The 25,308-nt window shown below is 58.0% G+C and carries 22 protein-coding genes, 2 tRNA genes and 1 pseudogene; 22 read left to right on the plus strand and 3 right to left on the minus strand.

The genetic code is table 11. The features are described 5' to 3' along the window. Positions 1-192 precede the first annotated feature (192 nt). The 6 genes from glmU to HMPREF1494_RS07640 all read left to right on the plus strand — a co-directional run bounded on the left by glmU (position 193) and on the right by HMPREF1494_RS07640 (position 4,651). Positions 193-1,575, plus strand: coding sequence for a bifunctional UDP-N-acetylglucosamine diphosphorylase/glucosamine-1-phosphate N-acetyltransferase GlmU (gene glmU / locus HMPREF1494_RS07615; protein WP_034521681.1), 1,383 nt, complete (start codon positions 193-195; stop codon positions 1,573-1,575). A gap of 2 nt (positions 1,576-1,577) precedes the next feature. Further along, on the plus strand, positions 1,578-1,982 hold the full coding sequence (gene rsfS, locus HMPREF1494_RS07620; RefSeq protein ID WP_012902188.1) for a ribosome silencing factor: 405 nt from the start codon (positions 1,578-1,580) through the stop codon (positions 1,980-1,982). A gap of 20 nt (positions 1,983-2,002) precedes the next feature. Next, on the plus strand, positions 2,003-2,749 hold the full coding sequence (locus HMPREF1494_RS07625; protein ID WP_003841648.1) for a histidine phosphatase family protein: 747 nt from the start codon (positions 2,003-2,005) through the stop codon (positions 2,747-2,749). Positions 2,750-2,814: 65 nt separating this feature from the next. Further along, positions 2,815-3,858 (plus strand): hypothetical protein, encoded by a 1,044-nt coding sequence (locus tag HMPREF1494_RS07630; RefSeq protein ID WP_034521685.1) that lies wholly within the window; start codon positions 2,815-2,817, stop codon positions 3,856-3,858. An 88-nt stretch (positions 3,859-3,946) separates the two neighbouring features. Next, positions 3,947-4,019: transfer RNA gene (locus HMPREF1494_RS07635), tRNA-Ala, on the plus strand. A 227-nt stretch (positions 4,020-4,246) separates the two neighbouring features. Beyond that, positions 4,247-4,651: a pyridoxamine 5'-phosphate oxidase family protein gene (locus HMPREF1494_RS07640; RefSeq protein ID WP_003840010.1), complete on the plus strand. Its 405-nt coding sequence runs from the start codon at positions 4,247-4,249 to the stop codon at positions 4,649-4,651. A gap of 76 nt (positions 4,652-4,727) precedes the next feature. Here HMPREF1494_RS07640 and HMPREF1494_RS07645 read toward each other — a convergent pair whose 3' ends face one another. Together HMPREF1494_RS07645 and HMPREF1494_RS07650 are read right to left on the minus strand one after the other, a co-directional pair. Then, a complete protein-coding gene (locus tag HMPREF1494_RS07645) occupies positions 4,728-5,507 on the minus strand; it encodes a response regulator (RefSeq protein ID WP_003840011.1) in 780 nt (259 codons plus the stop codon). Continuing rightward, positions 5,504-6,775 (minus strand): sensor histidine kinase, encoded by a 1,272-nt coding sequence (locus HMPREF1494_RS07650; RefSeq protein WP_034521689.1) that lies wholly within the window; start codon positions 6,773-6,775, stop codon positions 5,504-5,506. Before HMPREF1494_RS07650 ends, HMPREF1494_RS07645 begins: the two co-directional genes overlap by 4 nt. A 235-nt stretch (positions 6,776-7,010) precedes the next feature. On the opposite strand from HMPREF1494_RS07650, the gene HMPREF1494_RS07655 reads away from it, so the two are divergent. The 14 genes and pseudogenes from HMPREF1494_RS07655 (at position 7,011) to HMPREF1494_RS07725 (ending at position 22,212) form a co-directional block, all read left to right on the plus strand. After that, the gene (locus HMPREF1494_RS07655; protein WP_051404744.1) at positions 7,011-8,681 is read left to right on the plus strand and encodes an isopeptide-forming domain-containing fimbrial protein; all 1,671 of its coding nucleotides are present in this window, start codon (positions 7,011-7,013) and stop codon (positions 8,679-8,681) included. A gap of 96 nt (positions 8,682-8,777) precedes the next feature. Beyond that, positions 8,778-9,374: pseudogene (locus tag HMPREF1494_RS11780) on the plus strand (class C sortase); the annotation flags it as partial. 211 nt (positions 9,375-9,585) lie between these two features. Further along, a complete protein-coding gene (locus HMPREF1494_RS11785; protein WP_034521705.1) occupies positions 9,586-10,413 on the plus strand; it encodes a histidine phosphatase family protein in 828 nt (275 codons plus the stop codon). 207 nt (positions 10,414-10,620) lie between these two features. Next, complete coding sequence (locus tag HMPREF1494_RS07675) at positions 10,621-11,571, plus strand: magnesium transporter CorA family protein (protein WP_003840021.1); 951 nt, start codon at positions 10,621-10,623, stop codon at positions 11,569-11,571. A 63-nt stretch (positions 11,572-11,634) separates the two neighbouring features. Next, positions 11,635-12,480, plus strand: coding sequence for a transporter substrate-binding domain-containing protein (locus HMPREF1494_RS07680; RefSeq protein ID WP_034521710.1), 846 nt, complete (start codon positions 11,635-11,637; stop codon positions 12,478-12,480). A gap of 72 nt (positions 12,481-12,552) precedes the next feature. After that, complete coding sequence (gene leuS / locus HMPREF1494_RS07685) at positions 12,553-15,525, plus strand: leucine--tRNA ligase (protein ID WP_034521714.1); 2,973 nt, start codon at positions 12,553-12,555, stop codon at positions 15,523-15,525. 134 nt (positions 15,526-15,659) lie between these two features. Then, on the plus strand, positions 15,660-16,352 hold the full coding sequence (locus HMPREF1494_RS12005; protein ID WP_428891033.1) for a ComEA family DNA-binding protein: 693 nt from the start codon (positions 15,660-15,662) through the stop codon (positions 16,350-16,352). A 110-nt stretch (positions 16,353-16,462) separates the two neighbouring features. Further along, positions 16,463-18,070 (plus strand): ComEC/Rec2 family competence protein, encoded by a 1,608-nt coding sequence (locus tag HMPREF1494_RS07695; RefSeq protein WP_231495379.1) that lies wholly within the window; start codon positions 16,463-16,465, stop codon positions 18,068-18,070. 41 nt (positions 18,071-18,111) lie between these two features. Further along, positions 18,112-19,098 carry a DNA polymerase III subunit delta gene (gene holA, locus HMPREF1494_RS07700; RefSeq protein WP_167762421.1) on the plus strand — a complete coding sequence of 329 codons (987 nt, stop codon included), beginning with the start codon at positions 18,112-18,114 and terminating at the stop codon, positions 19,096-19,098. After that, a complete protein-coding gene (gene tsaE, locus HMPREF1494_RS07705; protein WP_003840030.1) occupies positions 19,095-19,670 on the plus strand; it encodes a tRNA (adenosine(37)-N6)-threonylcarbamoyltransferase complex ATPase subunit type 1 TsaE in 576 nt (191 codons plus the stop codon). Before holA ends, tsaE begins: the two co-directional genes overlap by 4 nt. A gap of 69 nt (positions 19,671-19,739) precedes the next feature. Then, entirely contained in the window at positions 19,740-20,507 is a 768-nt protein-coding gene (gene tsaB, locus HMPREF1494_RS07710; protein ID WP_012902180.1) for a tRNA (adenosine(37)-N6)-threonylcarbamoyltransferase complex dimerization subunit type 1 TsaB, read from the plus strand. Between the two features lie 10 nt (positions 20,508-20,517). Next, positions 20,518-21,015: a ribosomal protein S18-alanine N-acetyltransferase gene (rimI, locus tag HMPREF1494_RS07715; RefSeq protein WP_003840032.1), complete on the plus strand. Its 498-nt coding sequence runs from the start codon at positions 20,518-20,520 to the stop codon at positions 21,013-21,015. Positions 21,016-21,030: 15 nt separating this feature from the next. Further along, positions 21,031-22,074, plus strand: a complete 1,044-nt coding sequence (gene tsaD, locus HMPREF1494_RS07720; protein ID WP_034521719.1) for a tRNA (adenosine(37)-N6)-threonylcarbamoyltransferase complex transferase subunit TsaD — start codon at positions 21,031-21,033, stop codon at positions 22,072-22,074. A gap of 62 nt (positions 22,075-22,136) precedes the next feature. Continuing rightward, positions 22,137-22,212: transfer RNA gene (locus HMPREF1494_RS07725), tRNA-Asn, on the plus strand. A gap of 32 nt (positions 22,213-22,244) precedes the next feature. Here HMPREF1494_RS07725 and HMPREF1494_RS07730 read toward each other — a convergent pair. Then, entirely contained in the window at positions 22,245-22,622 is a 378-nt protein-coding gene (locus tag HMPREF1494_RS07730) for a transcriptional regulator (protein ID WP_171843645.1), read from the minus strand. Between the two features lie 101 nt (positions 22,623-22,723). Here HMPREF1494_RS07730 and HMPREF1494_RS07735 point away from each other — a divergent pair, with 101 nt between their 5' ends. Together HMPREF1494_RS07735 and HMPREF1494_RS07740 are read left to right on the plus strand one after the other, a co-directional pair. Next, complete coding sequence (locus tag HMPREF1494_RS07735; protein WP_034521722.1) at positions 22,724-23,377, plus strand: M23 family metallopeptidase; 654 nt, start codon at positions 22,724-22,726, stop codon at positions 23,375-23,377. A gap of 101 nt (positions 23,378-23,478) precedes the next feature. After that, positions 23,479-25,290 (plus strand): AMP-dependent synthetase/ligase, encoded by a 1,812-nt coding sequence (locus HMPREF1494_RS07740; RefSeq protein WP_034521725.1) that lies wholly within the window; start codon positions 23,479-23,481, stop codon positions 25,288-25,290. The last annotated feature ends 18 nt before the right edge of the window (positions 25,291-25,308 follow it).

Raw genomic sequence — 25,308 nt, forward strand, 5'->3', positions numbered from 1 at the left:
ACAGAAAAAGGCCTTTCCCCGCAAGATTCAAGGAAACCGGCACCGCTGTACAACCTTGCTATGCGAATGCGGCAGGAACAGTGGCGTGAATGGCTTCCCGGGACCTTGGGGGACAGTACGGATATCCGGCGCACTTACTGATTGCACGGCCGAACATCCTCTGTTGGCGAGAATCAAAATGGAAGGCGGAACATGACGCTTAGCGCTGCAATCATCCTCGCCGCGGGTGAGGGCACCCGTATGCGTTCCAGCAAGCCGAAGGTGCTGCACACCTTGGCGGGAAAGACTTTTCTGAACCGTGTGATGAATTCCGTATCGGCACTCAATCCCGACACGCTCGCCGTGGTGGTGCACTACCAGGCCGAGCGTGTCGCGGCCGCGGCGCGCTCCTACGATGAGCGTGTCACCATCGTCAACCAGGACGACATTCCGGGCACGGGTCGGGCCGTGCAGTGCGCCATGTCCCAATTACAGGAAGATGGGGCGCTTGACGGCGTCGTATTGATCGCCGCTTCCGACATGCCGCTGCTTGACGCCGGCACGCTGAAGCAACTGCTTGCCTTCCATGAGCAGAGCGGCAACGGAGCGACCGTGCTCACCACCGTCCTTGATGATCCGACCGGCTACGGTCGAATCATCCGCGACAGCGAAGGCAATGTGCTGCGCATCGTGGAGCAGAAGGATGCCAACAGCAGTGAACTGGCCGTGCATGAGGTGAACACCTCCGTATATGTGTTCGACGCCAAGTTGCTGGCCGAGGCCATCGCCAACCTGAATTCAGACAACGCCCAGGGCGAGTTCTACCTGACCGATGCGCTCGAGACCGCCAAGGCGCATGGCGCGGTCGGCGCGTTCGCAGCTTCCGATCCGTTGAGCGTGGAAGGCGTGAATGACCGCGTGCAGCTTGCCGCACTGGCCAAAGCCCACAACGCGCGCGTGTGCGAGCATTGGATGCGCGAAGGTGTGACCATTCTTGATCCGGAAACCACATGGATCGAAGACGATGTTCGGATTGCTCGTGACGCCGTGATCCTACCCGGCTGCTTCCTTCAGAGCCATACCGTGATCGGCGAGGCCGCCGAAATCGGCCCGTACACCACGCTGATCAGCGCCACCATCGACGCCGAAGCCCATGTGGAACGTTCCCGCGTGCAGGAAACCCATATCGGACGTGCCGCCAACATCGGTCCATGGACCTACCTGCGCCCAGGCAACGACCTCGGTGAGGAATCCAAGGCCGGTGCCTTCGTGGAGATGAAGAAAGCCCACATCGGCAACGGCACCAAGGTACCGCATCTGAGCTATGTCGGCGACGCCGACCTGGGCGAGCGCACCAACATCGGTGGCGGTACCATCACCGCCAACTATGACGGTGTGCACAAGCACCACACCACCATCGGATCGAACGTGCACGTGGGCGCGGGTAACCTGTTCGTCGCCCCGGTCGAAGTCGGAGACGGCGTGACCACGGGCGCAGGCTCCGTGGTCCGGCATGATGTGCCGGCCGATTCCATGGTCTATTCCGAAAACACGCAACATGTAGTAGAGGGCTGGAAGCCCGAATGGGAGCGCTGATTATGCCGGCAGTACAAGATTCCATCGACGCCATCCGCATCGCCGCAGCCGCGGCCGATCGCATGAAGGCCACTGACATCGTGGCTTTCGATGTCACCGAACCATTGGCCATCACCGACCTCATGATGATCGCCGGCGCCTCGAACGAGCGTCAGGTACTGGCTGTGGCCGAGGAAATCGAAAAGGACCTTTATCTGAAAGACGGCAAGCGTCAGCCACGTTCACGCGAAGGCCTGACCGAGGGACAGTGGGTGCTACTCGACTACGGTGACTTCGTGATTCACGTCATGCATCAGGAGTCACGCGACTTCTATCGCTTGGAACGACTGTGGAAGGATTGCCCGAACATCGACCTCCAGCTCGACCACGCGCAGGACACGACGGAGGAAGCCGTCGAAGCGGAATAATCCAGGACGTGAGGAGAAGCATGCCGCGCAACGTAACGATTGAATCACGGGGCAATGTGCCACAGCATGTGCACGCCATCACGCTGGTACGTCATGGACGTACCGCATTCAATGCGCAGCATCGCCTGCAGGGGCAGATCAACATTCCCCTTGACGAAGTGGGCGAGTGGCAGGTGAGGCAGACCGCAAGGGCCTTACGTGAGCTTTATGTGGATCATCGTCCGGATATTCCCAATCGACTGGTGGTCTGCTCCGATCTCGACCGTGCGGCCGCCACCGCACATGCCTTTGCCGATCCGCTGGGACTTACGGTGCATGCCGATGAGCGTGTGCGCGAACGCAGCTTCGGTGATTGGGAGGGCGTCGCCGTGGAAGAGCTCGCCGAACGTTACCCGGAGGATTATCGTTCCTGGGCCGAGTTCCGTGGCGGAGAACTCAAATATGGCGCGGAAAGCAAGGAACACGTCGGCAAACGTGGCGTGGAAGCCCTCAATGATTGGGCCATGCGAGCCGGAACCGACACCGACCTATTCGTGTTCTCCCACGGCGCCTGGATCTCACAGACACTGCAGACGTTGTTGGGACTGAACGAAGTGCAGCCCGATTTCGCCTCCATTCTTTCGATGCGCAACGCACATTGGGTGCGTCTTGTACCGATCGAAATAGGGGACACACTGCGATGGAGATTGCTAGATTACAATCACGGTCCGGCAATCGCCGATACCGAACAGTGGGAACATCCACGCCGCCAAGGCCTTGACTTTTAAGGATTCCACGAATTTTCACATAATCGCCAGTCCTTTTGAAGCGATACTCGCTATCGTCGTGTGCTGTGAAGAATTTTTTCAAGGGAATTTCATTTTCATCAATCTCGGCAGGTGCGCTTGCCGCAGTGACGTCCTTCCTCCTTTCCGCGAAAATCGGCATAGCGGGTTCGGTGATCGGTGTGGCGGCCGGATCCATCGTCTCCGCCGTTTCGACGCAAATCTATAAGAACGTATTGAAGGCATCGGGCGAAAAGATTCAGAATGCGGTGCCGTTCGGTTCGAACTCGGACGGGGAAACCCCTGAAAGCGATGCCAAAACCGATAACGGTACGGAAGCCACGCAGGTCATCGGCGAAGTCCGGCATGGCGGAAGCGATACCGCGGTCATTACGTCTGACCAGACTGCGGTGATGTCCGACTCGCCAAGGGTCATCGCCTCCGGTAAGGACGGTACGGAAGCCACAAGCATATTGGCCAACCCTGAACGCAATACGAAAACCAAGCGGAGCGTCAAAGCTGGAAGCTCGTCCGCCGGCGGGTCCCGGACCATGCACCACACGGGGGAGACCCGTGTCATGGCGTGGTTGCATGGCAAATACGCACCGGCCATCATCGCATTCGTCGGCGCGCTGGTCGGCGTAGGACTGAGTGCGGGCCTCATCCTTTTCTTTACCCATGGCAAAGGCACGGACACCGTAGTGCATGACGTGGTGTACGAGAAGGTCACACCTTCGACGAGCTCGAGTGATACGAGCAGTACCGTCTCCGGTACCCCTACCTCAGGTTCCGGTACCACGACGAGTGGAACCGACACTACCGACGGGGCGACCGATCAGCCGACCACCAGTGGCAGTGACAAGACCTCCGGCAGCACTTCCGACAGTACGTCAGGGACCAGCGGCTCGTCCGATTCCAGCACCGGCACCACCGATGGCGGCTCGTCGTCGACCGATGGTTCGGACTCCTCAAGTACCGATTCCGGTACCAGTTCCGGTTCCAATTCCTCCGGTTCCACCACAAACGATTCGACTTCCGGCACTTCGACAGGCGAATCGTCCGATTCCGGAACCAGCACGAATTCAAGCGGGACGACCGGTACGACGAACTGAGGTCATGCATCCAATCCTTGAGCGACACGCCGGGATTGCATGATTCAAGTCTGCGATGTATCTTATACAAGGTTTGCAGAGCAGACACGGGGCTATGGCGCAGCTGGTAGCGCATCTCCATGGCATGGAGAGGGTCAGGGGTTCGAATCCCCTTAGCTCCACGAACAGGGTTTCCGATGAAAGTCGGAAGCCCTTTTTTCGTATGGTGAACCGCTGCCGAACCGGTGGCATGAACTGAGCCGATATGAACCAACCGCAACAGGCCATTGGCGCAGCACAGTCAATGTGACGGTATTCACGCAGAGTGAACATGTGTCGAAAGCCTTGCTGCCGTAGTCTGGAAACACGTCTTACACCACAGACGCACGAGTTGGAAAGGACCGCAATCATGGCAAATCTCACTGCGGAGATGAAGGAATTCCTCAACGGCAATCTGGCATGGGTCGCGACCATCGGCAAGGACGGCCATGTGGATCTCGGACCGAAGATGAGCATGTTCATCATCGACGACAATCACATCGGCTATCACGAGCGTACCGCCGGACAAATGTACCGTAATCTGCTTGATGGCAGCGAATTGGTCGTTGCCGTTGCGAACCTCGAACAGAGGAAAGGCTACCGTTTCCGTGGCAATGTCGTACTGCACGACAACGACGCGATTTACGAGGAACAGGTCAAAATCGCCGAGGAACGCGGCACGAAGAAGCCCATGACCATTCCGGTGTTGCAGATCACGGAAATCCAGGATTTGACACCGGGAGCGACGGCCGGAAAGACCATCGTCAAGGATTGACGATCATGGTCGGTTCACCAAACCCGTACGGGATGGTGGACCGATGGACCCGGTCCGATATGGCGGATTGAACGCTTTACAGCATGCTTTCCGTCATATCGGCCCAGTCATATTGGGCCATGTATTCGCCATGATACAGATTCACGGCGCCGGGCTCTCCCTTCAGGAAACGGAACAGGTCGCAGTTGAGCGCTTCCGTCTTGATTGCCACGCTGTCACGGCCGCGCACGATGATGTCATCTTGGCCGATCGGCTCCAACGTCGTTTTCAGATCGTGGATGAGATTGCGTACTTGGGTGCGGCGTGACGCCGAGTTGGAAGCATCCTCCCATAATGCGGTGATGAGTTCGCTGATGGAGCAGCGTGCACCTTTACGATGCACAAGATACGCGAATAATTCCTTGGATTTGTTGCGATCGAACTTCAACGGTTCGCCGTGATGAAACACATCGAAATCCCCGAAACAGCGTACTGTGATACGTTCCTCGTTCTCCGACTCGATGGGGTTGCGCAGATTGGACAATGCGGTGCGCACATCATCCTCGCTGGCGGGTTTCAGCAGGAATCCACTGACGTACATGCCGTGTGCCTCGAGCGCGTGCTCGGCATGGGCGGTAACGAAGATGATGTTAATGCTCTCGTTGCCGGCCTTGAGCTTTTGCGCCAATTCGATGCCATTCATGCCGGGCATTTCGATATCGAGAAACACCACGTCGAAATGGGTTCGGGAAGCCTCGTCCAACGCCTGTTGCGCCGACAGCGCCTTCATGCAGGTGCTGTCAGGCTCGACATCGCGCAGAATACGGCATAATGCATTGATCGCAAGCTGCTTGTCATCGACGATGAGGATGTTCATGCATTACCGCCTTTGGGAATGGCGATGGTCAGGGTCGTTCCGTGATCACTGGCGTATGTGAGGGAACCATTGCAGATGATACCCAACCGTTTGGCCACGCGATCCAAGCTGGCCGTGTGATGGTCGGCTTCTTCGGGGCATTCGGATTCGACATCGTCATGCACGCTGATGTAGTCAGCCACGTCATCGTGCCATACCTTGATGACGAGTGCCGGATCATACGCGTATGGAAGATGGAATTTGACGGCATGCTCCACCAAAGGCTGCATGCTGAGTGGCGGAAGACGGAAATCCAATGTGCGTATGTTCCAGGATATTTTGATGCTGTGCGGGGTGTCGGTCTGCACCAGGCCGAGGTATGCCTTGACATGCTGGATTTCCTTGCGTACGGGCACCAGTTGGGATTCTCCGACAGCATCGATGTTGCCGCGCAGGTACACGGACAGCTCCTGCACGGCCTTTCTCGCCCTGGTGGAATCCTCCATGCACAACTCCTGGATGGCGGTCAGCGAATTGAAGATGAAATGTGGGTGCAATTGCTCGGTAAACAGCTTCGCCTTGCTCTCCGCCAATTCATGTTCGGCGAGGATTCGCCGTTCTTCGTTGCTTTGCCGCCGCAGAATGAACAGTATCATCAGGGAGAACGCGATGGCCGGGTACATCAACGTCAACGAATCATGGCGATTCTCCACGATTCCAGCGGCGATCGGTAGCATGAACAGGGCCAGCCATTGCAGCAGGACGTGCTTGGCTCCTCCGGCATTCGCGAGTGGCACCACCAGCAAGGAGACCAGCATCTGCAGTGCGGCCATGTCATCCGGCAGCATGTGCAGAGGCCCCCACACGAACGCATTGCCTTCCCCGATGCGGAACACCCAGCCGGTCCAAGGGTTGAGGATGATCAGCAGCATGTTTAAAACGCCCGGCGTGACGATGAGACCGGTGGTCGTACGCCTCGCTTTCGGGGAAAGATCCGTCGGCAGATTGGCACATGCCAGCAGAATGAAGCCGGTGACGGCCACAGGCCCCACCATGTACGTACCATAGTTGCCGATGTACGTCATCATGATGGAGAAAGTGTCGTCAAGACCGGTGAACCTCTGGGCCAGCAGACCTCCGAACGTGTTGACGGCGTGCAGTGTCAGCACCGCCGCGAATGCCATACGACTCCGACGCGTATCATCGCCGAGCGCCACGGCGACAATCAGCACCGCAAGTATCGCCAGTGTGAAGATTCCGATGCTGGAATTAATCGTATTGCAAGCCATAAGGCCCCTTCTGCCCGAATGGGGCACGCTTGCGCACCCCCCTGACGAACCAGTATAGAAGAGGGTGCAAGACGGGGCATAAGAGCGTGTGGATTGCGGTGGATAACCATGATTCATCCACATATCCACAGAATCCGTCGAGCCGGTGGCATGGGCGGACAGGTTCTGCCATGCTGGGCTGCACGGGTGGACGATGACGACCATTCGAGGACATATAGACCAAAGAAGGTGAACCATGACATCTCGAACGACACGACGTCGATGGGCGGGCCTGGCAATGGCGACGCTCGCGGCGATGATCCTGCAGCCGGCGGCTCAGGCCACACCGCAATTGGCCGACCTGAAAGTCAAACAATCCATGAGCGTTCAGGCCGGCACGCAGGTGAGTCTTAAAGGCAAGACATTGACGGCCATACCGTTGGCTTCCTACACCGCGGCCAACGTGACCGACGGCAAGATGGTCGGATATGACCTGACCACCATACCCGCGTTGCGCGATGCCATCGCGTCGGCGGCCAAGGATATCGGCGCCACGCAGAAAGACCTGAACGTCAACGGCACACTCGATCCCATGGTCTGGGTCGTCAGGACCCTCACCGATGCGAACACCCATCCATGGGGCGGCCGACTGCGTGATTTCTGCGACAGCCTCGCCAAACAGGACGCGTTCAAGCAACAGCAAGGCACGAAGTTCACGCAACTCAATGCTGCCGGAGACGCCATTTCAACCGGAGCAGTGCTGACCCCGGGCATCTACGCCGTCGTGGACCGCACTCCAGCCACCGTTGAGCAGCAATCCGAGTCCGCGTCAATCATGATGATGAACGGTACCGGCGTCAGCGGCGCAGACCAACTGATTACGGCGGATGGCAGCACCGTCGAACTCGGACAGGTCATCTACAAGCTTTCCGAAGTGGAAACACCCGACAAACGGGTCAAGGAGGGCGACGCATGGAAAGAGGGAGCCACCGAAGCCATCGGTAAGAACCTGACCTACCGCATCACGCAGAAAATCCCGAATTGGACCGGATACGAACACTACTACCTCGCACTGAACGATACCTTCGGCAAGGGCATCGACTATGCGGGATTACAGTCCATCACCGTTGACGGCAAAAGCCTGCCGACCGACTTCTACCATGAGACCATAGCCTCGAATACGGTCAGTTGGCTGTTCGGCGACGCACAAGGCGACGTGCTCGTCTCCGACGCTTCCAAGCAAGCCCTGCCGGTCGGGGCGACAATCGTCGTCACCTACACCGCGCGACTCAACGGAGACGCCGCCATCGCGCCACAATGCAACCCCAATTCCATCAGCCTCGAATACTCGCACAACCCGAATTCGTGGAACGACCATAACGATGTGCCCGGCAACGAAGTCAACGTCTGCACAGGCGCCGTGAACCTGAAGAAAGTGGACTCCGACGGCAAAGACCTCAGCGGTGCCGAATTCACCATTGCCGAAGGTGCGAATGGAGGAGAGCCCCTGAAACTGATCCGCATCGACGACGGCACTTACCGTCTCGCCACGGACAAGGATGAGGCGAAACTGACCACCACGACGATCCTGGCCGGCAATGTAAGCATCAGAGGATTGAACGGCGAATACACCATCAGCGAAAAGAAGGCCCCGGAAGGTTTCTCATCACTGATGCTGCCAAGCGCCGTCATCAACGTACACGTCAACCAGCAACAGGGGACGTACGGCGTGGAAGTGAAATCCGACCCCAACAAGCTGATCAAACTTGACGGAACGCAAACCGTGACCGTCACCAACGTGCGATCGATAGTGCAAATGCCATTGACCGGTGCGGCCGGACTGACCGCAATCCTCCTACTGGCCGCGGCACTGCTATCCGGAGGCCTCGCATTGCTGCGCATCACACGAGAATCCGCCGACCGATAGACGGAATTCGCAATGATGGACAGGCGGACAGGCAAGGCACGGCACAAGTATGAACCACCCTTGCGGCTACGCATACGCTGGCTTGCGGGAACGGCAATGCTGCTGGCCACGGCCCTGCTCGTCAGCCTTCCGCTCACCCTGCGCACCACCGACAATATCGAACAAATGTTCGACACGCGTGCGTATGCGAGCGCCGTGAACGATACGGCGCTCGCAATCATCACGCAGACGAAAACCGACGCGCGCCGATACAATGAACGGCTCGCCAGCGGCAATGACCTCGAGTCCGAAACGGTACGGCAAACCGAAACCATACCGGAATACGCCCAACAGCTCGTCATACCGCCCAGCGATATCATGTCCACGATCGCATACCCGAAGTTGGGCATCAATCTGCCGATTCGTCACGGTGCCGACGAGAACTCGCTTGCGGCCGGCGCAGGACACTGGCAAGGAACATCGCTGCCCATAGGCGGCAAAGGCACCCATGCCGTAATCACCGCACATAGGGGATTGGCCGACAAACTCATGTTCACCAAGCTCGACCAAGCCAGGAAAGGCGATGAATTCACCCTCACGACACTAGACGAAACGCTTACCTACCGAGTGGAATCCATACGCACCGTCACCCCTGACGACATAAGCTGGGTCAAACCGGAAACCGGGCAAGACAAGGTCACACTGCTCACCTGCACGCCATACGGCATCAACACGCATAGACTGCTCGTCACCGGCACCCGCATACCCAACCACGATGAACGATCCCAAGACCCCGGATGCGCCACAGCCAACGTCCTTGCCTCGACGGGAGCGATACTTGCCATCATCTGGAGCGGCACCATCGCCATCATCCGCCACTACCGACGCATCTGGCGCAGACGCCCCCACGGATACAATGAGCATCATGATCGACGAAGTACTGTTCCTACGCCACGGAAGAACCGCCTACAACCTTGGCAGAAGACTGCAAGGCCAAATCGACATCCCCCTCGACATCGTCGGCCGATGGCAGGTGGACCAAAGCGCCTACGAACTTGCCCGCCGATACTACTGGGCGAAAATCACCAATCAGGCACAGCATCCCGAAGCCCTGCAACAACCAACCGGACCGGACGCGCATCTCGCCGACCCGAACGAAATCACACAAGCGCCGGCATCGAAACGCCAGATGACCATCATCTCCTCCGACCTGTTCCGCGCACAACAGACCGCGCGCGCCTTCGCCAACCTGCTCGGCCTGCCCGTCGAATACGACTCCAGGCTACGCGAACGCAGTTTCGGCGAGTGGGAAGGCATGACCCGTGAGGAAATACGAGAAGCCAACGCCCCGGACTACGACTCATGGCGCTCACATACCGGCGGAGAACTCAACCATGGCGTGGAAAGCCGCACCCACACCGGACAACGAGGAAGCCGGGCGGTGCTCGACATTCTTGACCGACACCGCGAAAACATCGTGCCGACCACACTGCTTATCGTCGGCCACGGATCCTGGATCGTCGCCACCATCGAAACACTGCTCGGCATGGACCCCGACAGTCTCAGCAACCTTGGCTCCATGCGCAACGCCTTCTGGTCACGCATGACGCCTGCCGGCGATGCGGAACGACCCCGATGGACACTTGACGAATTCAACCAAGGTCCGGCCATTGCAGCATTCACCGACTGGGAGAACGGACCCGACGACCTCAGAGGACCGAACATGCCGCAATGGAAACCGATCATGCAGTAAAGGGGCTCACGGACACACCCCGAGAAACCCCGATTCCACAGCCGGAACATGAACAGTCGGTTAACGTTTCACCCTGCGCATCGCAAATTCTGCGCATAGGACTATCCTTAATGAGGTTGTATGCCCGGTCACACGGTTTCCTGCCGCGGATCTCGGGCTACCGTACAGCGATAGAACGTCAGAAAGCGCGAAAGGCGGGTGAGAGACATGTTGAGAATGTTCAGAACGATTAACGGCCAGGTGGAACAGATTCAAAAACCTGAGAACGGCTCCTGGCTGTGCCTGTCCGAACCAACCGACGTGGAGCTCGCCAGCGTCGCCCAAGAAACCGGCATCGACCTGGCCGACCTGCGCGCCCCGCTGGATGACGAAGAGCGCTCGCGAGTCGATGTCGAGGATGATTACACGATGATCATCGTTGACATCCCGACCGTCGAGGAACGCGGCGGTCGTGACTGGTACGAGACCATCCCGTTGTCGATCATCATCACGCAGTCGATGATCATCACCGTCTGCATGCAGGACACCCCGGTGCTGCATCCGTTCATGGAAGGTACCATCCGCGGTTTCAACACGTACATGAAAACGCGTTTCATCCTGCAGATCCTCTACCGCAACGCCACCATGTATCTGCGTTACCTACGCATCATCGACCGCGAGAGCGACAAGCTCGAACTGAAACTGCGCCATTCCATGCAGAATCGTGAGATCCTCATGCTACTTGAACTGAGCAAGACCTTGGTCTACTTCACCACGTCACTCAAATCGAATGAAATCGTGATGGAGAAGCTAACGACCCTGCCCCGTATCAAGCAGTACCCGGAGGATGAGGATCTGCTCGACGACGTCATCACGGAAAACAAGCAGGCAATCGAGATGGCCAACATCTACAGCGGCGTTCTTGCGAACATGACCGACGCCTTCGCGTCGATCGTGTCGAACAACCTGAACAACGTGATGCGCATCTTCACCATCATCTCCATCACGCTGTCGATACCGACGTTGATCTTCTCCATGTACGGCATGAACTTCCAGCAAGGCATGTTGGGCATGCCGTTGTCCGACAAGCCGTGGGGCTTCGTGGTGATCATCCTGATCTCACTGGTGCTTTCGGGAATCGTCACTTGGTTCCTTACTCGTTCACGCATGTTCAAGTAGATTGTGCGTCACCGGCCGGTGGTCCCGCCGCCGGCGCATGATGGGTGTTCGGAAGGCGGTTACATGACGCACGGGATACGGAACATTGCGGCGATGCTGTGTGCCGCGTCGATTGTGGTTGGCGTGAGCGCATGCGGCACCTCCATCTCCGTGGTGACCAACGGCCAGGCGCAGGGGCCGACCATCACCATCGGCGTAGCCACCGATCAGCCGGGACTCGGCTTGCTGCACGGTAAGGATTATTCCGGGTTCGACATCACCGTAGCCCGATACGTCGCACAATACCTAGGATTTGCCGACAAGCAGGTCGTGTTCGCAAAGGTGATTCCCTCGACTCGCGTTTCGGCATTGACTTCGGGGGATGTCGATATGGTCGTGGATTCCTTCGCGACGAACACCGACCATGACGACGAAGTGACCTTTGCCGGACCGTATCTTACGGTACGTCGGGATTTGCTGATTCGTGCCGATGATAAGGATGGGATCCTGAGTGTCGATGATCTGGACGGCAAAACCGTATGCACGGCCAAGGGATCCATCTCCGGCTCCGATATGCGGAACCTGACCGACAAGATGACGGTCGAGGAACGTGACACCTATCCGCAGTGCGTCACGGCGCTGATGATAGGCGAAGCCGACGCCATCATCTCCGATGACGTCATTCTTACGGGACTTGCGGCCGACAGGGGAGGCGGCTACCTGAAGGTGGTCGGCGAACCGTTCGGCGAACAATCCTATGGCATCGCCGTCAGGAATGGTAAGAGCGAGCTGGTCGGACAGATTGACGCGGCACTCAAAGCCATGGTCGCGGACGGTTCATGGTCGAGTGCGGTGCAAGCCCTGAAGCAGGATATCGGATACACCGTCGACGTTTCGTCGAACCCGCCTACGGTGCGGCGGAAAAACTAATCTGCATGCCGCTTCTTGGATAATGATTATCGCCTTGCCAAGTGTCCAGTTGCGCGGCTAGTTTCATGCATTATGAATGACACCGAGAAAAGCGCACAGGCGCAGTCGAACGAATCCGCCGAGCCGTCGTTTCGCTACAATGCGAAGCTGGCTCAAGGCGTTGAGGAGAAATGGCAGAAGATCTGGGATGACGAGGGTACGTTCTGGGCGGCCAACGTCAACGGCGAGCTGAAGGATGGCAAGGGCCACAACGCGGAAGGCCGTCCATCCTACTTCGCCATGGACATGTTCCCATATCCATCGGGCAAGGGCCTGCACGTGGGCCACCCGCTGGGATATCTCGCCACCGATGTGGTCAGCCGTTATCACCGCATGAAGGGTGAGAACGTGTTGCATGCCATGGGCTATGACGCCTTTGGCCTTCCCGCCGAGCAGTACGCCGTACAGACCGGCCAGCATCCACGCATCACCACCGAACAGAACATCGCCAACATGCGCCGCCAGTTGCATCGCATGGGTCTGAGCTTTGATAACCGTCGCTCCTTCGCCACCATCGATCCGGGTTATGTGCGTTGGACCCAGTGGATCTTCTCACGCGTCTATGACGCTTGGTATGACGAGGAAGCCGTCAATCCGAGCGGTTCCAAAGGCTGCGCAAGACCGATCAGCGAGCTGGTCGAACAGTTCGAATCCGGTGCGCGCGCCATTCCGGGTTGTGAGGGCAGGTCCTGGGCCGACTTGAATGAAGCCGAACGGGCGGATGTGCTCAACGACTTCCGTCTGGCATACATCTCTAAGTCCCCGGTCAACTGGTGTCCGGGACTGGGTACCGTGCTCGCCAACGAGGAGGTCACCGCCGAAGGCAAGTCCGAACGAGGCAATTTCCCGGTGTTCCAGCGCGAGCTACGCCAATGGTCCATGCGCATTACCGCCTACGGTCACCGTCTGATCGAGGATCTCGACGGCATCGATTGGCCGGAAAAAGTCAAGCTGATGCAGCGTAACTGGATTGGCGAGTCCCATGGCGCCTCCGTGCATTTCACCGTCGAAACCCCGAACGGTATCAGGGACATGGAGATCTACACCACTCGTCCCGACACCCTGTTCGGCACCACATTCGCCGTCGTGTCTCCGGAGCACCACCTGCTCGCCGATGTCCCCGACGAGTGGCCTGCCGAAACCCCGGAGAACTGGAAGGGTGGCTATGCCACTCCGGTCGAAGCCGTGCAATCCTACCGTCTGGCCGCCGAAGCCAAGACCGCCAAGGACCGTGTCGACGAGGCGGGCGAAAAGACGGGTCTGTTCACTGGCCTGTATGCCATCAACCCGATTACCGGAGCCAAGCTGCCGCTGTTCACCGCCGATTACGTGCTCATGGATTATGGCACTGGTGCCATCATGGCTGTGCCGGGTGGCGATCAGCGTGACTATGATTTCGCCGTCAAGTTCGGTCTGCCGGTCATATATACCGTCAAGCCGCTGCCGGAATCCGGCGATGACCTGGCCGACTACGAGGGCAAGGCTCCGTTCGTCTCCCACGACGGCATCGTGATCAACTCTTCCGTAGCGTCCACCAAGATCAAGGGCGATGCCCTGAGTCTCGACGGTCTGCGCGTCGACGAGGCCATTGACAAGGTCAATGCATGGCTTGAATCCGCAGGTGTCGGCAAGGGCACCGTCAGCTACCGTCTGCGCGATTGGCTTTTCAGCCGCCAGCGCTATTGGGGCGAGCCGTTCCCGATCGTCTACGGTGAGGACGGCACCCCGCATCTGCTGCCCGACGAACAGCTGCCGATCAACCTGCCGGATGTGCCGGACTACAGCCCGAAGACCTTCGACCCCGAAGATGCCGAATCCAACCCGGAAGCACCGTTGAGCCGCAATGAGGATTGGGTCAAGGTCGAGCTTGATCTGGGCGACGGCAAGAAGACCTACTACCGTGACACCAACACCATGCCGAACTGGGCCGGCTCCTGCTGGTATTACATGCGATACCTCGATCCGACCGACACCGAACACATGGTGGAGAAGGACGAATACGATTACTGGATGGGTCCGAACCATAACGAGACCACCGGCAAGGCCGGTGGCGTGGACCTGTACATCGGTGGCGTGGAGCATGCCGTACTGCATCTGCTGTATTCGCGTTTCTGGCACAAGGTGCTCTTCGACCTCGGCTTCGTCGACTCCGCCGAACCGTTCCATAAGCTGTTCAATCAGGGCATGATCCAGGCCTATGCCTACACCGACGACCGTGGCCAGTACGTGCCGGCCGCCGAAGTGGTGGAAGGTCCTGCCGATGCCAATGGCGAACCGACCTTCACCTGGAACGGCGAACACGCCAACCGCGAGTTCGGCAAGATGGGCAAGAGCCTGAAGAACATCATCACCCCGGATGACATGTACGAGAACTACGGCGCGGATACCTTCCGCCTATACGAGATGGGCATGGGACCGCTGGCCGAATCCCGTCCGTGGAACACCCGCAACGTGGTCGGCTCCATGCGTTTCCTGCAGCGTCTGTGGCGTAACGTCATCGACGAGACCACCGGTGAGGTTCGCGTCAGCGAGGGTGACCTCGACTCCAAGACCCTGAAACTCCTGAACAACACGATTGCCGACGTGACCGTGGAAATGGAGGCCATGCGCCCCAACACCGCCATCGCCAAGCTCATTGTGCTCAACAATCATCTGACTGGCCTTGATGACGTGCCGCGTGCCGCCATCGAACCGCTGATTCTGATGCTTTCGCCGATTGCACCGCACATCTGCGAAGAACTGTGGAACAGGCTCGGCCATGACGAATCGCTGGCCCATGCCGACTGGCCTAAGGCCGATGAACGTTATGTCGGCCAGGACACCGTTACCGCAGTGGTGCAGATCAAAGGCAAGGTGCGTGCCAAACTCGAGGTCACTCCGGATATCGATCCGAAGGAGCTTGAGCAGATGGCCCTCGAAGCGGTCGCCGACCGTCTTGGCGGCAAGGAGCCACGCAAGGTGATCGTCAAAGCGCCGAAGATCGTTTCGATCGTCCCCGCGGAATGACGACCGAAGGCCTTCGAAAGGACTGAATCGTTCTCCCGCTTGGCGACACGCCGAGCCTGTGGATAACTGACGTCCTTCGACCACAAGGGCCGTTTCGACTGGACAAACGCCCATGATTCCATCAGCGTGGAGTCATGGGCGTTTTCGTTATCAGAAAGAAGCATATGGGCGCAGCCGCACCGATGACGCGGCTGCAACGGTTGAATGCTCCCGAAACAACGTCAAGGCCTGAGCCTCATCCGTCTGCGTACTGTCCTCAACCCGCACGATCGTACGCCCGGGCATCATCGCAAGTGCGGCGTGCCGTTGCAGCCAAACCATCACTGGCCGATTTGGCGGGTGTCCAGCCATCAGACTCCGAAGAGCCGCTCAATCGCAGCCGAAGAGATAAGCCACGCATCATATTTCAGCCGATTCATGCGGTCATTGCGATGCTGACCCTGACCTGCGCGTTATGCGCAAGCCTGACCATGCTTATCCAACAGGCGACCCACTATGCACAACTGCAATCCACGCAACCCACGGTACGGCAAACCGCACATCCTTCATCCGGCACATCGCCGTCGACATCCGCCTCATCCGCACAGCCGGATACGGCACGATCCGAATCGACCGATACCGATCCCACTTCCGACCTTCTTGACCTCAATACCGCAGGCTTGGAGGAACTGCAGACGCTGAAGGGAATCGGTCCGGTTACCGCGCAACGCATACTTGATTACCGCATGCAGTTCGGTCGTTTCGACAATGTGGATCAGCTGATGGAGGTCAAAGGCATCGGAAGTAAGACGTTGGCCAAATTCCGTGATCAGGTATGCGTGCGATGAACGGGAAAGGTCGGTGGTCCGAACGTGAGCGAGGCAGCAGGGACTGGCGCCTGTTGCCCGTGACGGTGCTGAGTTGGTCGGCGAGTCTCCTCACGCATGCTGCGTTCTCAATGATGACGGCGAACGGAACACACGCAGGCCCGGCACTAATCGCCATCATATTGCTGATGGCTGTGGTGGCCGGTGTGGGATTGGCGTCGTTGAGACTGCGCGGCCCGAACGCCGCCAAGCTGATGGCTTGGCACAGTGGTGCCGTGGCATGCATCGCCGCCATGCTGGCATGCTCCTGCACCGCACTGACCTATGATCTTGTGCAATGGAATGACGTGTCCTCGTCGCTGGCGAGGAAGGGAACAACGCCGGTTACGGTGCGGCTGCATGTCGTTTCGCCGACGGTTGCCTCGAACAGGCGCGCCAATGACTGCCAAGCGGATGCCGTATTGCAAACCGTGACCGAAGGCCAACTCGTTCGGGCATCGGCCAGTCGTATACGGGTATACGCCGATCAGCCCGACTGCGCCATGTTGCGGCAGGACGGCACATACCAGTTGGACGGCATGCTGATGCCATCCGACTATGGCAGCATGCCGATATGGCTGACCGACGTGGACGACATTCGGATGATTCGCGCGCCGAATGCCGTCTTCCGTCTTGTCGATGTGATGCAACGTTCCTTTTTCATACAGACCGGCAGGCTTTCGGATCAGGGCAAGGTGCTGGTTCCCGGGCTGACATTGGGCATTCTCGGACAGGATTACGTGCCGACGGAAGACTCGACCGATGGATCCGGCATCGATGCCACCTATGCCGGCCGATTGGAGGATGATTTCCGGAAATCGGGAATTCTGCATCTGATGGCGGTCAGCGGCGGCCATCTTGCCGTGGTCGCCACGCTGGTCCGTACGATTTGCGCGTTTTTCGTAATACCACGAAGAATTACGGCAATACTGATCGGTCTTTCCTACATTGCATTGTCCTGTTGCATGTTTCCTTCGGATTCCGTCTTCCGTGCGTTACTGATGGGACTGGCCGGCGCGACCTGTCTGTTTGTAGGACGGCGTGGGCAGGCGCTAAGTACCTTATGCTGGACCGCTATGGGCGTGTTGCTTATCCAGCCGTACATGTCATATAGCTTCGGGTTTGCACTTTCGTGTGCCGCGGTGCTGGGCATAGTGCTGTTCGCGGACCGTATGACCGATTGGCTGAAAGCGATGTTGCCGCTATTCGTGGCACAGGCTGCAGGCATGACCATCGCCGCACAACTGTTCACCTTGCCGTTACAGGTGCTGATCGAACCGGAGCTGCCGGTATTTTCGATTCTGGCGAATCTTGTGGTCTCACCTGTCGTCGGTTTTTCCACGTTGGCTGGACTGGCGTCATTGGCCTTGTCTTGGATACTGCCCGATATCGGGTTCGTGCTGGCGTGGCTATCCGGTTGCGGCACCGCAATCATGGAAATCGTATCGTTGCATTTGGGATCGGGCAATCACGCCACCATCCCATGGGCCGGCGGCATACCAGGCGCGATGTTGGTTCTGGCTGTCGAGTCGGTCTGCGCTTGTTCGGTATGGTTGATGCGTCGCATCGCAAGACGCGCGGGAACGCCGGAACAGGGCATGCCCGGTCGTCGTATGCTGATCAATCCCATGGATCGATTGCGCCTGTGGGGTACGCTCACGTTCGCCGCGTTGAAAAACATGCATTGGGATGCCGGCTGATGATGGCACGCTTGTCCACCGATGCGGCGAGATTGAATACTATGCCGAAAACATCCGCAACGAATACGCCATTTCACATCGTCTTTGGCGGGGATTCGTATCTGAATGAACAGACGGTGCGCGATCAGTGTGTTGCCGCGCAACGCAAGTATCCTGATGCGGAACTGATCGAATTGGATGCAATGGGCGCGGATCATTATGCTTTCGACGAAGCGGTGAGTCCTTCGTTGCTCAGCGATCGGGCGATCGTGAAAATCGTCAACCTGCAAGGCGCCGACGAAAAGCTTGGTGATGCCATGGTCGAATATTGCAGGCAGGCATGCAAGGATCCCACGGACTGCAGCATTGTCATCTGCCAGCATGAAGGCGGAGTCAAAGGCAAACGACTGGTGGATCAGCTCACGAAGGCCGGAGCCGACAAACAAGTCGTGCCCGATCTGAAAAAGGCCGACGCCAAGCTCAACTTCGTCATGCAATGCTTCGATCGTAGAAACCGTCGTGTGGACCCGATGGCAGCACAGCAGCTTGTGGCCGTACTCGGCGAGAAAACCGGTGAGCTTGCTGCGATGGTCGCCCAGCTGTGTTTTGATTTCGATGACGATCCAATGGGATTGAATCGTGTGAACCAGTATCTTGATTCCAACCCGCAGGTCACTGGTTTTGTCGTAGCCGATCAGGCCATGGCCGGTCGTTCCGCCGATGCCATCATCGCCATGCGATCAGCGGTGGAGCAGGGCATCGATCCGATTGCGCTGATCGGAGCCCTTGCCATGAAGCTGCGTACGCTCGCCAAAGCGTCGGCTGTGCGTGCCGGTACCATTTCTCAAGCAGAGGCGAAAACGAACCCGTGGGCACTCAAGAATGCCACACGGCAACTTCCCGGATGGACTTCGGCAGGTCTGGGCCGATGCATCCAGATGCTTGCATGGGCGGACGAGCAAAGCAAAACCAGTGGAGGAGACCCGGTCTATGCGCTGGAACGCTCCATCGAACTCATTAGTCAAAAAGGACGGATCAACAGGTCATGAACAGTAACGGCATCACTATGATGGTCGAGACCGGCGACGATATGCGCGCAATCGGCGAACGATTGTCAAAACTGACCCACGGAGGGGATGTGGTGCTGCTTTCCGGGCCGCTTGGTGCCGGCAAAACCACATTCGCGCAAGGTTTCGGCGCGGGGCTCGGCATCACGGAGCCCATCGTGTCTCCGACATTCACCATTGCACGCGAGCTTGAGGGACGCTTCTCCGATGGGTCTTCTGCACATCTGGTGCACGTTGACGCCTATCGTCTTGGAGGCAATGCCTACGCTCCCGGACAGGATGCCGTGGGCCGGCTGCTGGATGAGCTCGAATCTCTGGGACTGGATGAGGAGTTGGAGGATCCAAGCGATAATACGGTAATTCTTATGGAGTGGGGCGAGCAGATGGCTGCGGCCCTTGCGCCGGAACGGTTGGAAATCCATATCGACAGACCGATCGATGTCGACACGGCGGGGGATGACAGGGAACTGACCGGCGACGGCGTGCGCATCATCACCATGATTCCGATCGGCGCGGCCTGGAGTGGCTTCGATTTCGCAAACGGATCCCGCTGATCGTTGTTTTGGCCGCTTCTAGCGTCGGTTGTACAGTATCTAGAGGTTTGGCACAAGGAGTTCTTGAAAATGCAGACACTGGTGATTGACACCTCGTACGGTTCCACGGTCGGCGTGGTCGGGCATGAGCCCATAGTGGAGACCGATTCACGTACGCATGTCGAGAAACTGCAGGTGAACATCGCCCATGCCGTCGAACAGGCGGGACTCAGACCCACGGATATCGAGCGCATCGTGGTAGGCATTGGCCCGGCGCCGTTCACGGGACTCCGAGCGGGCATCGTAGCAGCCAAGGCGCTGGCATTCGCCACCGGAGCCGAACTGGTGGGACAGGATGCGCTTTCACCGCAAACGCAACTGGTCGATGAATACGCCAGTGATGACGCGTGCCATCTGACGCTTGCAATCAACGATGCCCGTCGTCGGCAACTGTACTTCATGCTGATGGATTCGGCACGGGGGAGCGCCATGCCCCGAACATTGGTCGGCATGGACATCGACTATCCGCAATCCATCGTGCGACGGGTCGATGCCGCGGTTGAACTGCTGCGAGCGGATCGTCCGAACGTACGGTATGTGGTCGACGTTGTAGGCCATGGCGCTTCGAAATACGCTATGACATGGGATTCGCTGGCTGCGCTCGGCTCCGTGTCCGACGATACGCTGCTTGATAAAGGAGCCTACGGATTGGAACGGTTCGCCTCATTCGCCACATCCGACGAGTCGCTGGCCCGTCCCGTTCCCGTTGAACCGCTGTATCTTCGACGTCCTGACGTATCCGTACCGAATCCGCTCAAGCATGTGCTCAACCATGCCGGTGCCGATAAAACGGAGTGATGCAGCGAATATGATTGTCGATCATACGCAGGTTGAACAAGATGCGGCCATCAGACAGATCGTCGCACTGGAGGCTGATCTGTTCGGTCACGGCGCCTGGAGCGAACATTCGGTCCGGCAGGAACTCAATGCGCCGGCACGTACTTACCTGTTGGATATTGAACCGTCAGATGACGATGGGATTCCGATCGTTCGCGGCTATGCCGGCTTCTGGTATGACGGTGATGATGCGGAGATCATGACCATCGGCGTCGGCAGGTCGTTTCAGCGCAGGGGAATTGCGGCGATGCTCCTGCAATCCTTGATCGAATCGGCCAAACGGCAGGGCGCGAAACGCATGCTCTTGGAGGTGCGCGTCGACAATGTGCCGGCATTGGGATTATATGAACGTTTCGGTTTCATCAGGATGGGTCTGCGCAAACGGTATTACCAGCCCGAAGGAATCGATGCCTACACCATGAGCCTCGATCTTGAGCCACGAACCATCGGCTTCCAACCACAGAACTAACGGAGTGTCCAACCAATGAGCGAACCAATCGTACTCGGTATCGAATCCACTTGCGATGAAACCGCTGCGGCCGTAGTGCAGGGCAGAACGCTGATTTCCAACGTCGTGGCCTCATCCATGGACGACCATGCGCGCTACGGCGGTGTGATTCCGGAAATCGCCTCACGGGCGCATGCCGAAGCTTTCGTACCATGCGTGTCGAAGGCTCTGGCCGACGCCGATATGACGCTGTCCGACATCGACGCCATCGCCGTATCCGCGGGCCCTGGTCTTGCCGGTTGCCTCGCCGTCGGCGTTTCCGGGGCGAAAGCGCTGGCTTGGGCCGCGAACAAGCCGATCTATGGCATCAATCATGTCATTGGGCACATCGCCGTCACCCAACTGCAGTTCGGCCCGTTTCCCAAGGACACGCTTGCGCTGATCGTGTCCGGCGGCCACACTTCGCTGCTGCACGTTGAAGATGTGGCCCGGCACATCGATGTGGTCGGTACCACCCTTGACGATGCCGCCGGCGAATGCTTCGACAAAGTGGCACGACTGCTCGGTTTCCCCTATCCGGGAGGCCCGCATATCGACCGTCACGCCCAGTCGGGCGACCCACATGCCATCAAGGTGCCGCAGGGACTCACCCAGGGCAAAGCCGGAAGGCAACACCCATACGATTTCAGTTTCTCCGGGGTCAAGACCGCCGTCGCACGTTGGATTGAACAGCGTCAGACCGCAGGTCTTGAGATTCCCGTCGACGACGTGTGCGCTTCGCTGGCCGACTCCGTTGCCACCGTGCTTGCCGAAAAAGCCATGCGAGGCTGTGAACAGTATGATTCCGGCACACTGATTGTCGGCGGTGGTTTTTCCGCGAACTCCCAGTTGCGTGCCAAACTGTTGGAAGTCGGCAAGGAACGGGGGGTCGAGGTTCGTGTTCCCCGTATCAAACTATGTACCGACAATGGTGCGATGGTGGCCATGTTGGGTGTCAATCTGGTCGAAGCGGGAGTCAAGCCGTCCACTCCGGATTTTCCGATCGACTCCGCCATGCCTTTAACCAGAATTTCCATGTGACACGCTGAGGTTTTGCAGTAGCACCATTCCGGAGTATCATCTTCATCTTGTGCACAGCGCATTCCTGCGTAGCTCAGTTGGCAGAGCATCCGACTGTTAATCGGACGGTCACTGGTTCAAGCCCAGTCGCAGGAGCCATAGGAAAGCCCTCGAAATACCGAGGGCTTTTGTCATTCCAGTGAATCCAATACCTCATCGATAAGCGTACGCTCACGCCCTTCGCCTTCACGAAGGCGGGGGAAACGACGCAATGCGTTCGCGGGGCTGGCGCCCGCCGCGCGCGCCACGTTCGATTTGGATTCCCCGTGGGCAATCGCCGTTTCAGCCAAGCGGTCCACCAGTGAATCCGCCACCTGGCGGATGCGTTCGGCGACCCATAGCTGTGATAGTTCAGGGGAGAGCGAATAATCGTCCTGCAATTCGCTCGAGGCCTCCTGCACGGCGGCCCATAGCACCATGAACGGTTTGCGATAGTAGGCGATCCGTTCATCGGCCGGTTCGTCTTCCAGCTGCCGTAGTGCCTTACGTTGCGTGGTATTGTCGCTCATGCCTTCCATCGTAGGTTGCGACACGCCCGGAGCCTGTGGATAACCACCGTCCTCCGACCACAACCTCCGTTTCGACTTGACGGGGAAGATAAAGGGTCCTCATGCTGGCAGAAAACGGCAAAGGAGCCATGGTGAACGAACGGGAATACCAGCGTAGAATCCGACGATACCGATACCAATGCGACACTGAGCGCAACGATTGCGAGCGGCAAGGCAGACGGGCGATCATCTCCTGCCTGATCACCACGATCGCGGCGCTGATCATCTGCTGCATGATGGTACGGCCATCGCAGGCTTCGACATCGAACACGACATCATATTCGAGCGGCGAGTGCAGCGCACTCATGCGTTGGCCCGTGTCGGACGCCAGCATAATGAAGCGATACCAAGCACCTGAAAAACAATGGCTTTCAGGGCATCGGGGAATCGATCTCAACGTGGAGGAAGGCGAAGAACTCCTTGCGCCAGCGGACGGCATGATTGCCTTTGCGGGAAGCGTGGCAGGCAAATCGGTGGTCACCATACGTCACGGCACGCTGCACGGGGAGCTGACTTCCACCTTCGAGCCGGCCACCACCGATCTCCCCGTCGGAACAATGGTCAAAGGCGGGCGTATCTTTGCGCACGTCGAAGGTTCTTCCGACCATTGCGCGGATGTCTGCCTGCACTGGGGGCTCAAGGGTGCGGATCACGGTTATACCGATCCGGAGGGGAAAGTTAGGGCAGTGACGATCGCGCTGAAACCAGATGGGTGACACCGGTGAAGAAGCTGAAGGAGTGTGGCGAATTCCGAGTAATATGATCGGCTCGACTATGATGCATATTTGTAGGTTCATGCATTGAGGAGAATAGCGTCATGTATAAGGAATACACGCGTCCTTTGGAACAGTCGATCGATGCCGACAAGAACGTCTTTTCGGTTCTCGAGGAGCGTGTAAGGCGCGCGCCGAACGATTCTCTGATCGAATATAAGAACGAGGCAGGGGAGTGGTCGTCCTTCAGCGCGGTCGAATTCCAAGCCAAGGTCATAGCCATTGCAAAAGGCCTGATCGCACGCGGCATCATGCCAGGCGACTCGGTATCCATCACTGCGCATACCTGCTGGCAATGGACGGCGCTCGATTTGGCCATCATGTCCATTGGCGCGCTTACCGTGCCTGTATATGAGACGAATTCACCGGCACAGGTCACGATGATTTTCAACGATTCGAAGGTCAAGATGGCCTTTGCCGAAGATGACGGCCAGCGGGACAAAATCGAATCGGTTCGTGCGCAATGTCCTGATCTGGGCGACGTTTATGTGATTCGGTTCGGTGCGATCGATACCATCATCGAATACGGCCGCTCCGTATCCGATGCGGAATTCTATGAACGCGAACATGCCGTCAAAGGTTCCGACCTGGCGACCATCGTATATACTTCCGGCTCCACGGGAACGCCCAAAGGCATCGAGCTCTCCCACGCGAACTTCGTGTTCATCACCTATTCCGGTGTCAATTCCATGCCTGACATCGCCATGAAGCCAAATCGTCGACTGCTGCTGTTCCTGCCGTTGGCCCACGTGTTCGCTCGCTATATGCAGTTCTTCTGCTTCGCCGGCAATGTTTCACTGGGCCTGTCTGGCAATCTCAAAACCATCTTGGCCGATTTCCAGGCATTCAAACCGACATTCATCCTAGCCGTGCCACGGATCTTCGAAAAAATCTACAATGCGGCCTCGCAAAAGGCCGGTTCCGGCCTTAAGGGCCGTGTATTCGCAGGCGCCACTCAAGTGGCGCGCGACTGGTCCTACGCCCAGCAGTCAGGCGAGGGCATTCCGTTGGCGCTTGGTATGAAGCATGCGCTGTACGACAAGCTTGTCTATTCGTCGATCATGGATGTGTTCGGTGGACATGTGGAATACGCGGTTTCCGGCGGCGCGCCGCTCGACTCCTCCATCGCGCACTTCTTCAATGGCGTGGGACTGCCTTTGCTCGAAGGATACGGCATGACCGAAACCTGCGCTCCCTCCAGCGTGAATCCAACGGTCGGCTATAAGATCGGCACCATCGGTCTGCCATTGCAAGGCGTGACCATGGGCGTCGACGAGACGGGCGAACTCCGCATCAAGAGCCCGGCCGTATGCGTGGGATACCATAACCATCCGGACGTTACCGAGCAGCAGATCGTCGATGGGTGGCTGCACACCGGTGACCTCGGATCCATCGACGATGACGGGTTCGTGTCCATTGTCGGACGCAAAAAGGATCTCATCATCACCGCAGGCGGCAAGAACGTCTCCCCAAGCGAGATGGAAGCTTCCATCATGACTTCTCCAGTGGTGAGTCAGTGTGTGGTGATAGGTGACCGTAAGCCGTTCATTGCATCCATTATCTCCCTTGATCTGGCGGAGACGAATCTGTGGCTTGAATCGCAAGGCGCTGAACGTGTGGAGAATCTTGAGGAGGCCACGAAGAACCCGATCGTGCGGGCTGAGGTGGAACGTGCCGTCAATAAAGCCAACGAACTGGTATCTCGTGCCGAATCCATCCGAAAGTTCGAGATTGTGCCCGATGAGTTCACCGAGGGGAACGGCTTGGTCACACCGAGCATGAAGGCACGTCGTCAAGCAGTCGTCGAACACTATAGATCGCTGATTGACACCGTGATCTACGTGCCGAAAAAGTAGGCTCCTATCATCCGTAAG

This window comes from Bifidobacterium sp. MSTE12, from assembly GCF_000513015.1.
GTDB classification, from domain to species: domain Bacteria; phylum Actinomycetota; class Actinomycetes; order Actinomycetales; family Bifidobacteriaceae; genus Bifidobacterium; species Bifidobacterium dentium.

Excerpts from the sequence above, each read along its gene's own strand:
- holA (WP_167762421.1), top strand. The coding sequence starts at position 18,112 with ATGCCGAAAACATCCGCAACGAATACGCCATTTCACATCGTCTTTGGC.
- HMPREF1494_RS07655 (WP_051404744.1), top strand. The coding sequence starts at position 7,011 with ATGACATCTCGAACGACACGACGTCGATGGGCGGGCCTGGCAATGGCG.
- HMPREF1494_RS07730 (WP_171843645.1), bottom strand. The coding sequence starts at position 22,622 with ATGAGCGACAATACCACGCAACGTAAGGCACTACGGCAGCTGGAAGAC.
- tsaE (WP_003840030.1), top strand. The coding sequence starts at position 19,095 with ATGAACAGTAACGGCATCACTATGATGGTCGAGACCGGCGACGATATG.
- HMPREF1494_RS11785 (WP_034521705.1), top strand. The coding sequence starts at position 9,586 with ATGATCGACGAAGTACTGTTCCTACGCCACGGAAGAACCGCCTACAAC.
- rimI (WP_003840032.1), top strand. The coding sequence starts at position 20,518 with ATGATTGTCGATCATACGCAGGTTGAACAAGATGCGGCCATCAGACAG.
- HMPREF1494_RS07650 (WP_034521689.1), bottom strand. The coding sequence starts at position 6,775 with ATGGCTTGCAATACGATTAATTCCAGCATCGGAATCTTCACACTGGCG.
- tsaD (WP_034521719.1), top strand. The coding sequence starts at position 21,031 with ATGAGCGAACCAATCGTACTCGGTATCGAATCCACTTGCGATGAAACC.
- rsfS (WP_012902188.1), top strand. The coding sequence starts at position 1,578 with ATGCCGGCAGTACAAGATTCCATCGACGCCATCCGCATCGCCGCAGCC.
- HMPREF1494_RS07680 (WP_034521710.1), top strand. The coding sequence starts at position 11,635 with ATGACGCACGGGATACGGAACATTGCGGCGATGCTGTGTGCCGCGTCG.
- HMPREF1494_RS07740 (WP_034521725.1), top strand. The coding sequence starts at position 23,479 with ATGTATAAGGAATACACGCGTCCTTTGGAACAGTCGATCGATGCCGAC.
- tsaB (WP_012902180.1), top strand. The coding sequence starts at position 19,740 with ATGCAGACACTGGTGATTGACACCTCGTACGGTTCCACGGTCGGCGTG.
- HMPREF1494_RS07645 (WP_003840011.1), bottom strand. The coding sequence starts at position 5,507 with ATGAACATCCTCATCGTCGATGACAAGCAGCTTGCGATCAATGCATTA.
- leuS (WP_034521714.1), top strand. The coding sequence starts at position 12,553 with ATGAATGACACCGAGAAAAGCGCACAGGCGCAGTCGAACGAATCCGCC.
- HMPREF1494_RS07640 (WP_003840010.1), top strand. The coding sequence starts at position 4,247 with ATGGCAAATCTCACTGCGGAGATGAAGGAATTCCTCAACGGCAATCTG.
- HMPREF1494_RS12005 (WP_428891033.1), top strand. The coding sequence starts at position 15,660 with ATGGGCGTTTTCGTTATCAGAAAGAAGCATATGGGCGCAGCCGCACCG.
- glmU (WP_034521681.1), top strand. The coding sequence starts at position 193 with ATGACGCTTAGCGCTGCAATCATCCTCGCCGCGGGTGAGGGCACCCGT.
- HMPREF1494_RS07735 (WP_034521722.1), top strand. The coding sequence starts at position 22,724 with ATGCTGGCAGAAAACGGCAAAGGAGCCATGGTGAACGAACGGGAATAC.
- HMPREF1494_RS07675 (WP_003840021.1), top strand. The coding sequence starts at position 10,621 with ATGTTGAGAATGTTCAGAACGATTAACGGCCAGGTGGAACAGATTCAA.
- HMPREF1494_RS07625 (WP_003841648.1), top strand. The coding sequence starts at position 2,003 with ATGCCGCGCAACGTAACGATTGAATCACGGGGCAATGTGCCACAGCAT.
- HMPREF1494_RS07695 (WP_231495379.1), top strand. The coding sequence starts at position 16,463 with ATGATGACGGCGAACGGAACACACGCAGGCCCGGCACTAATCGCCATC.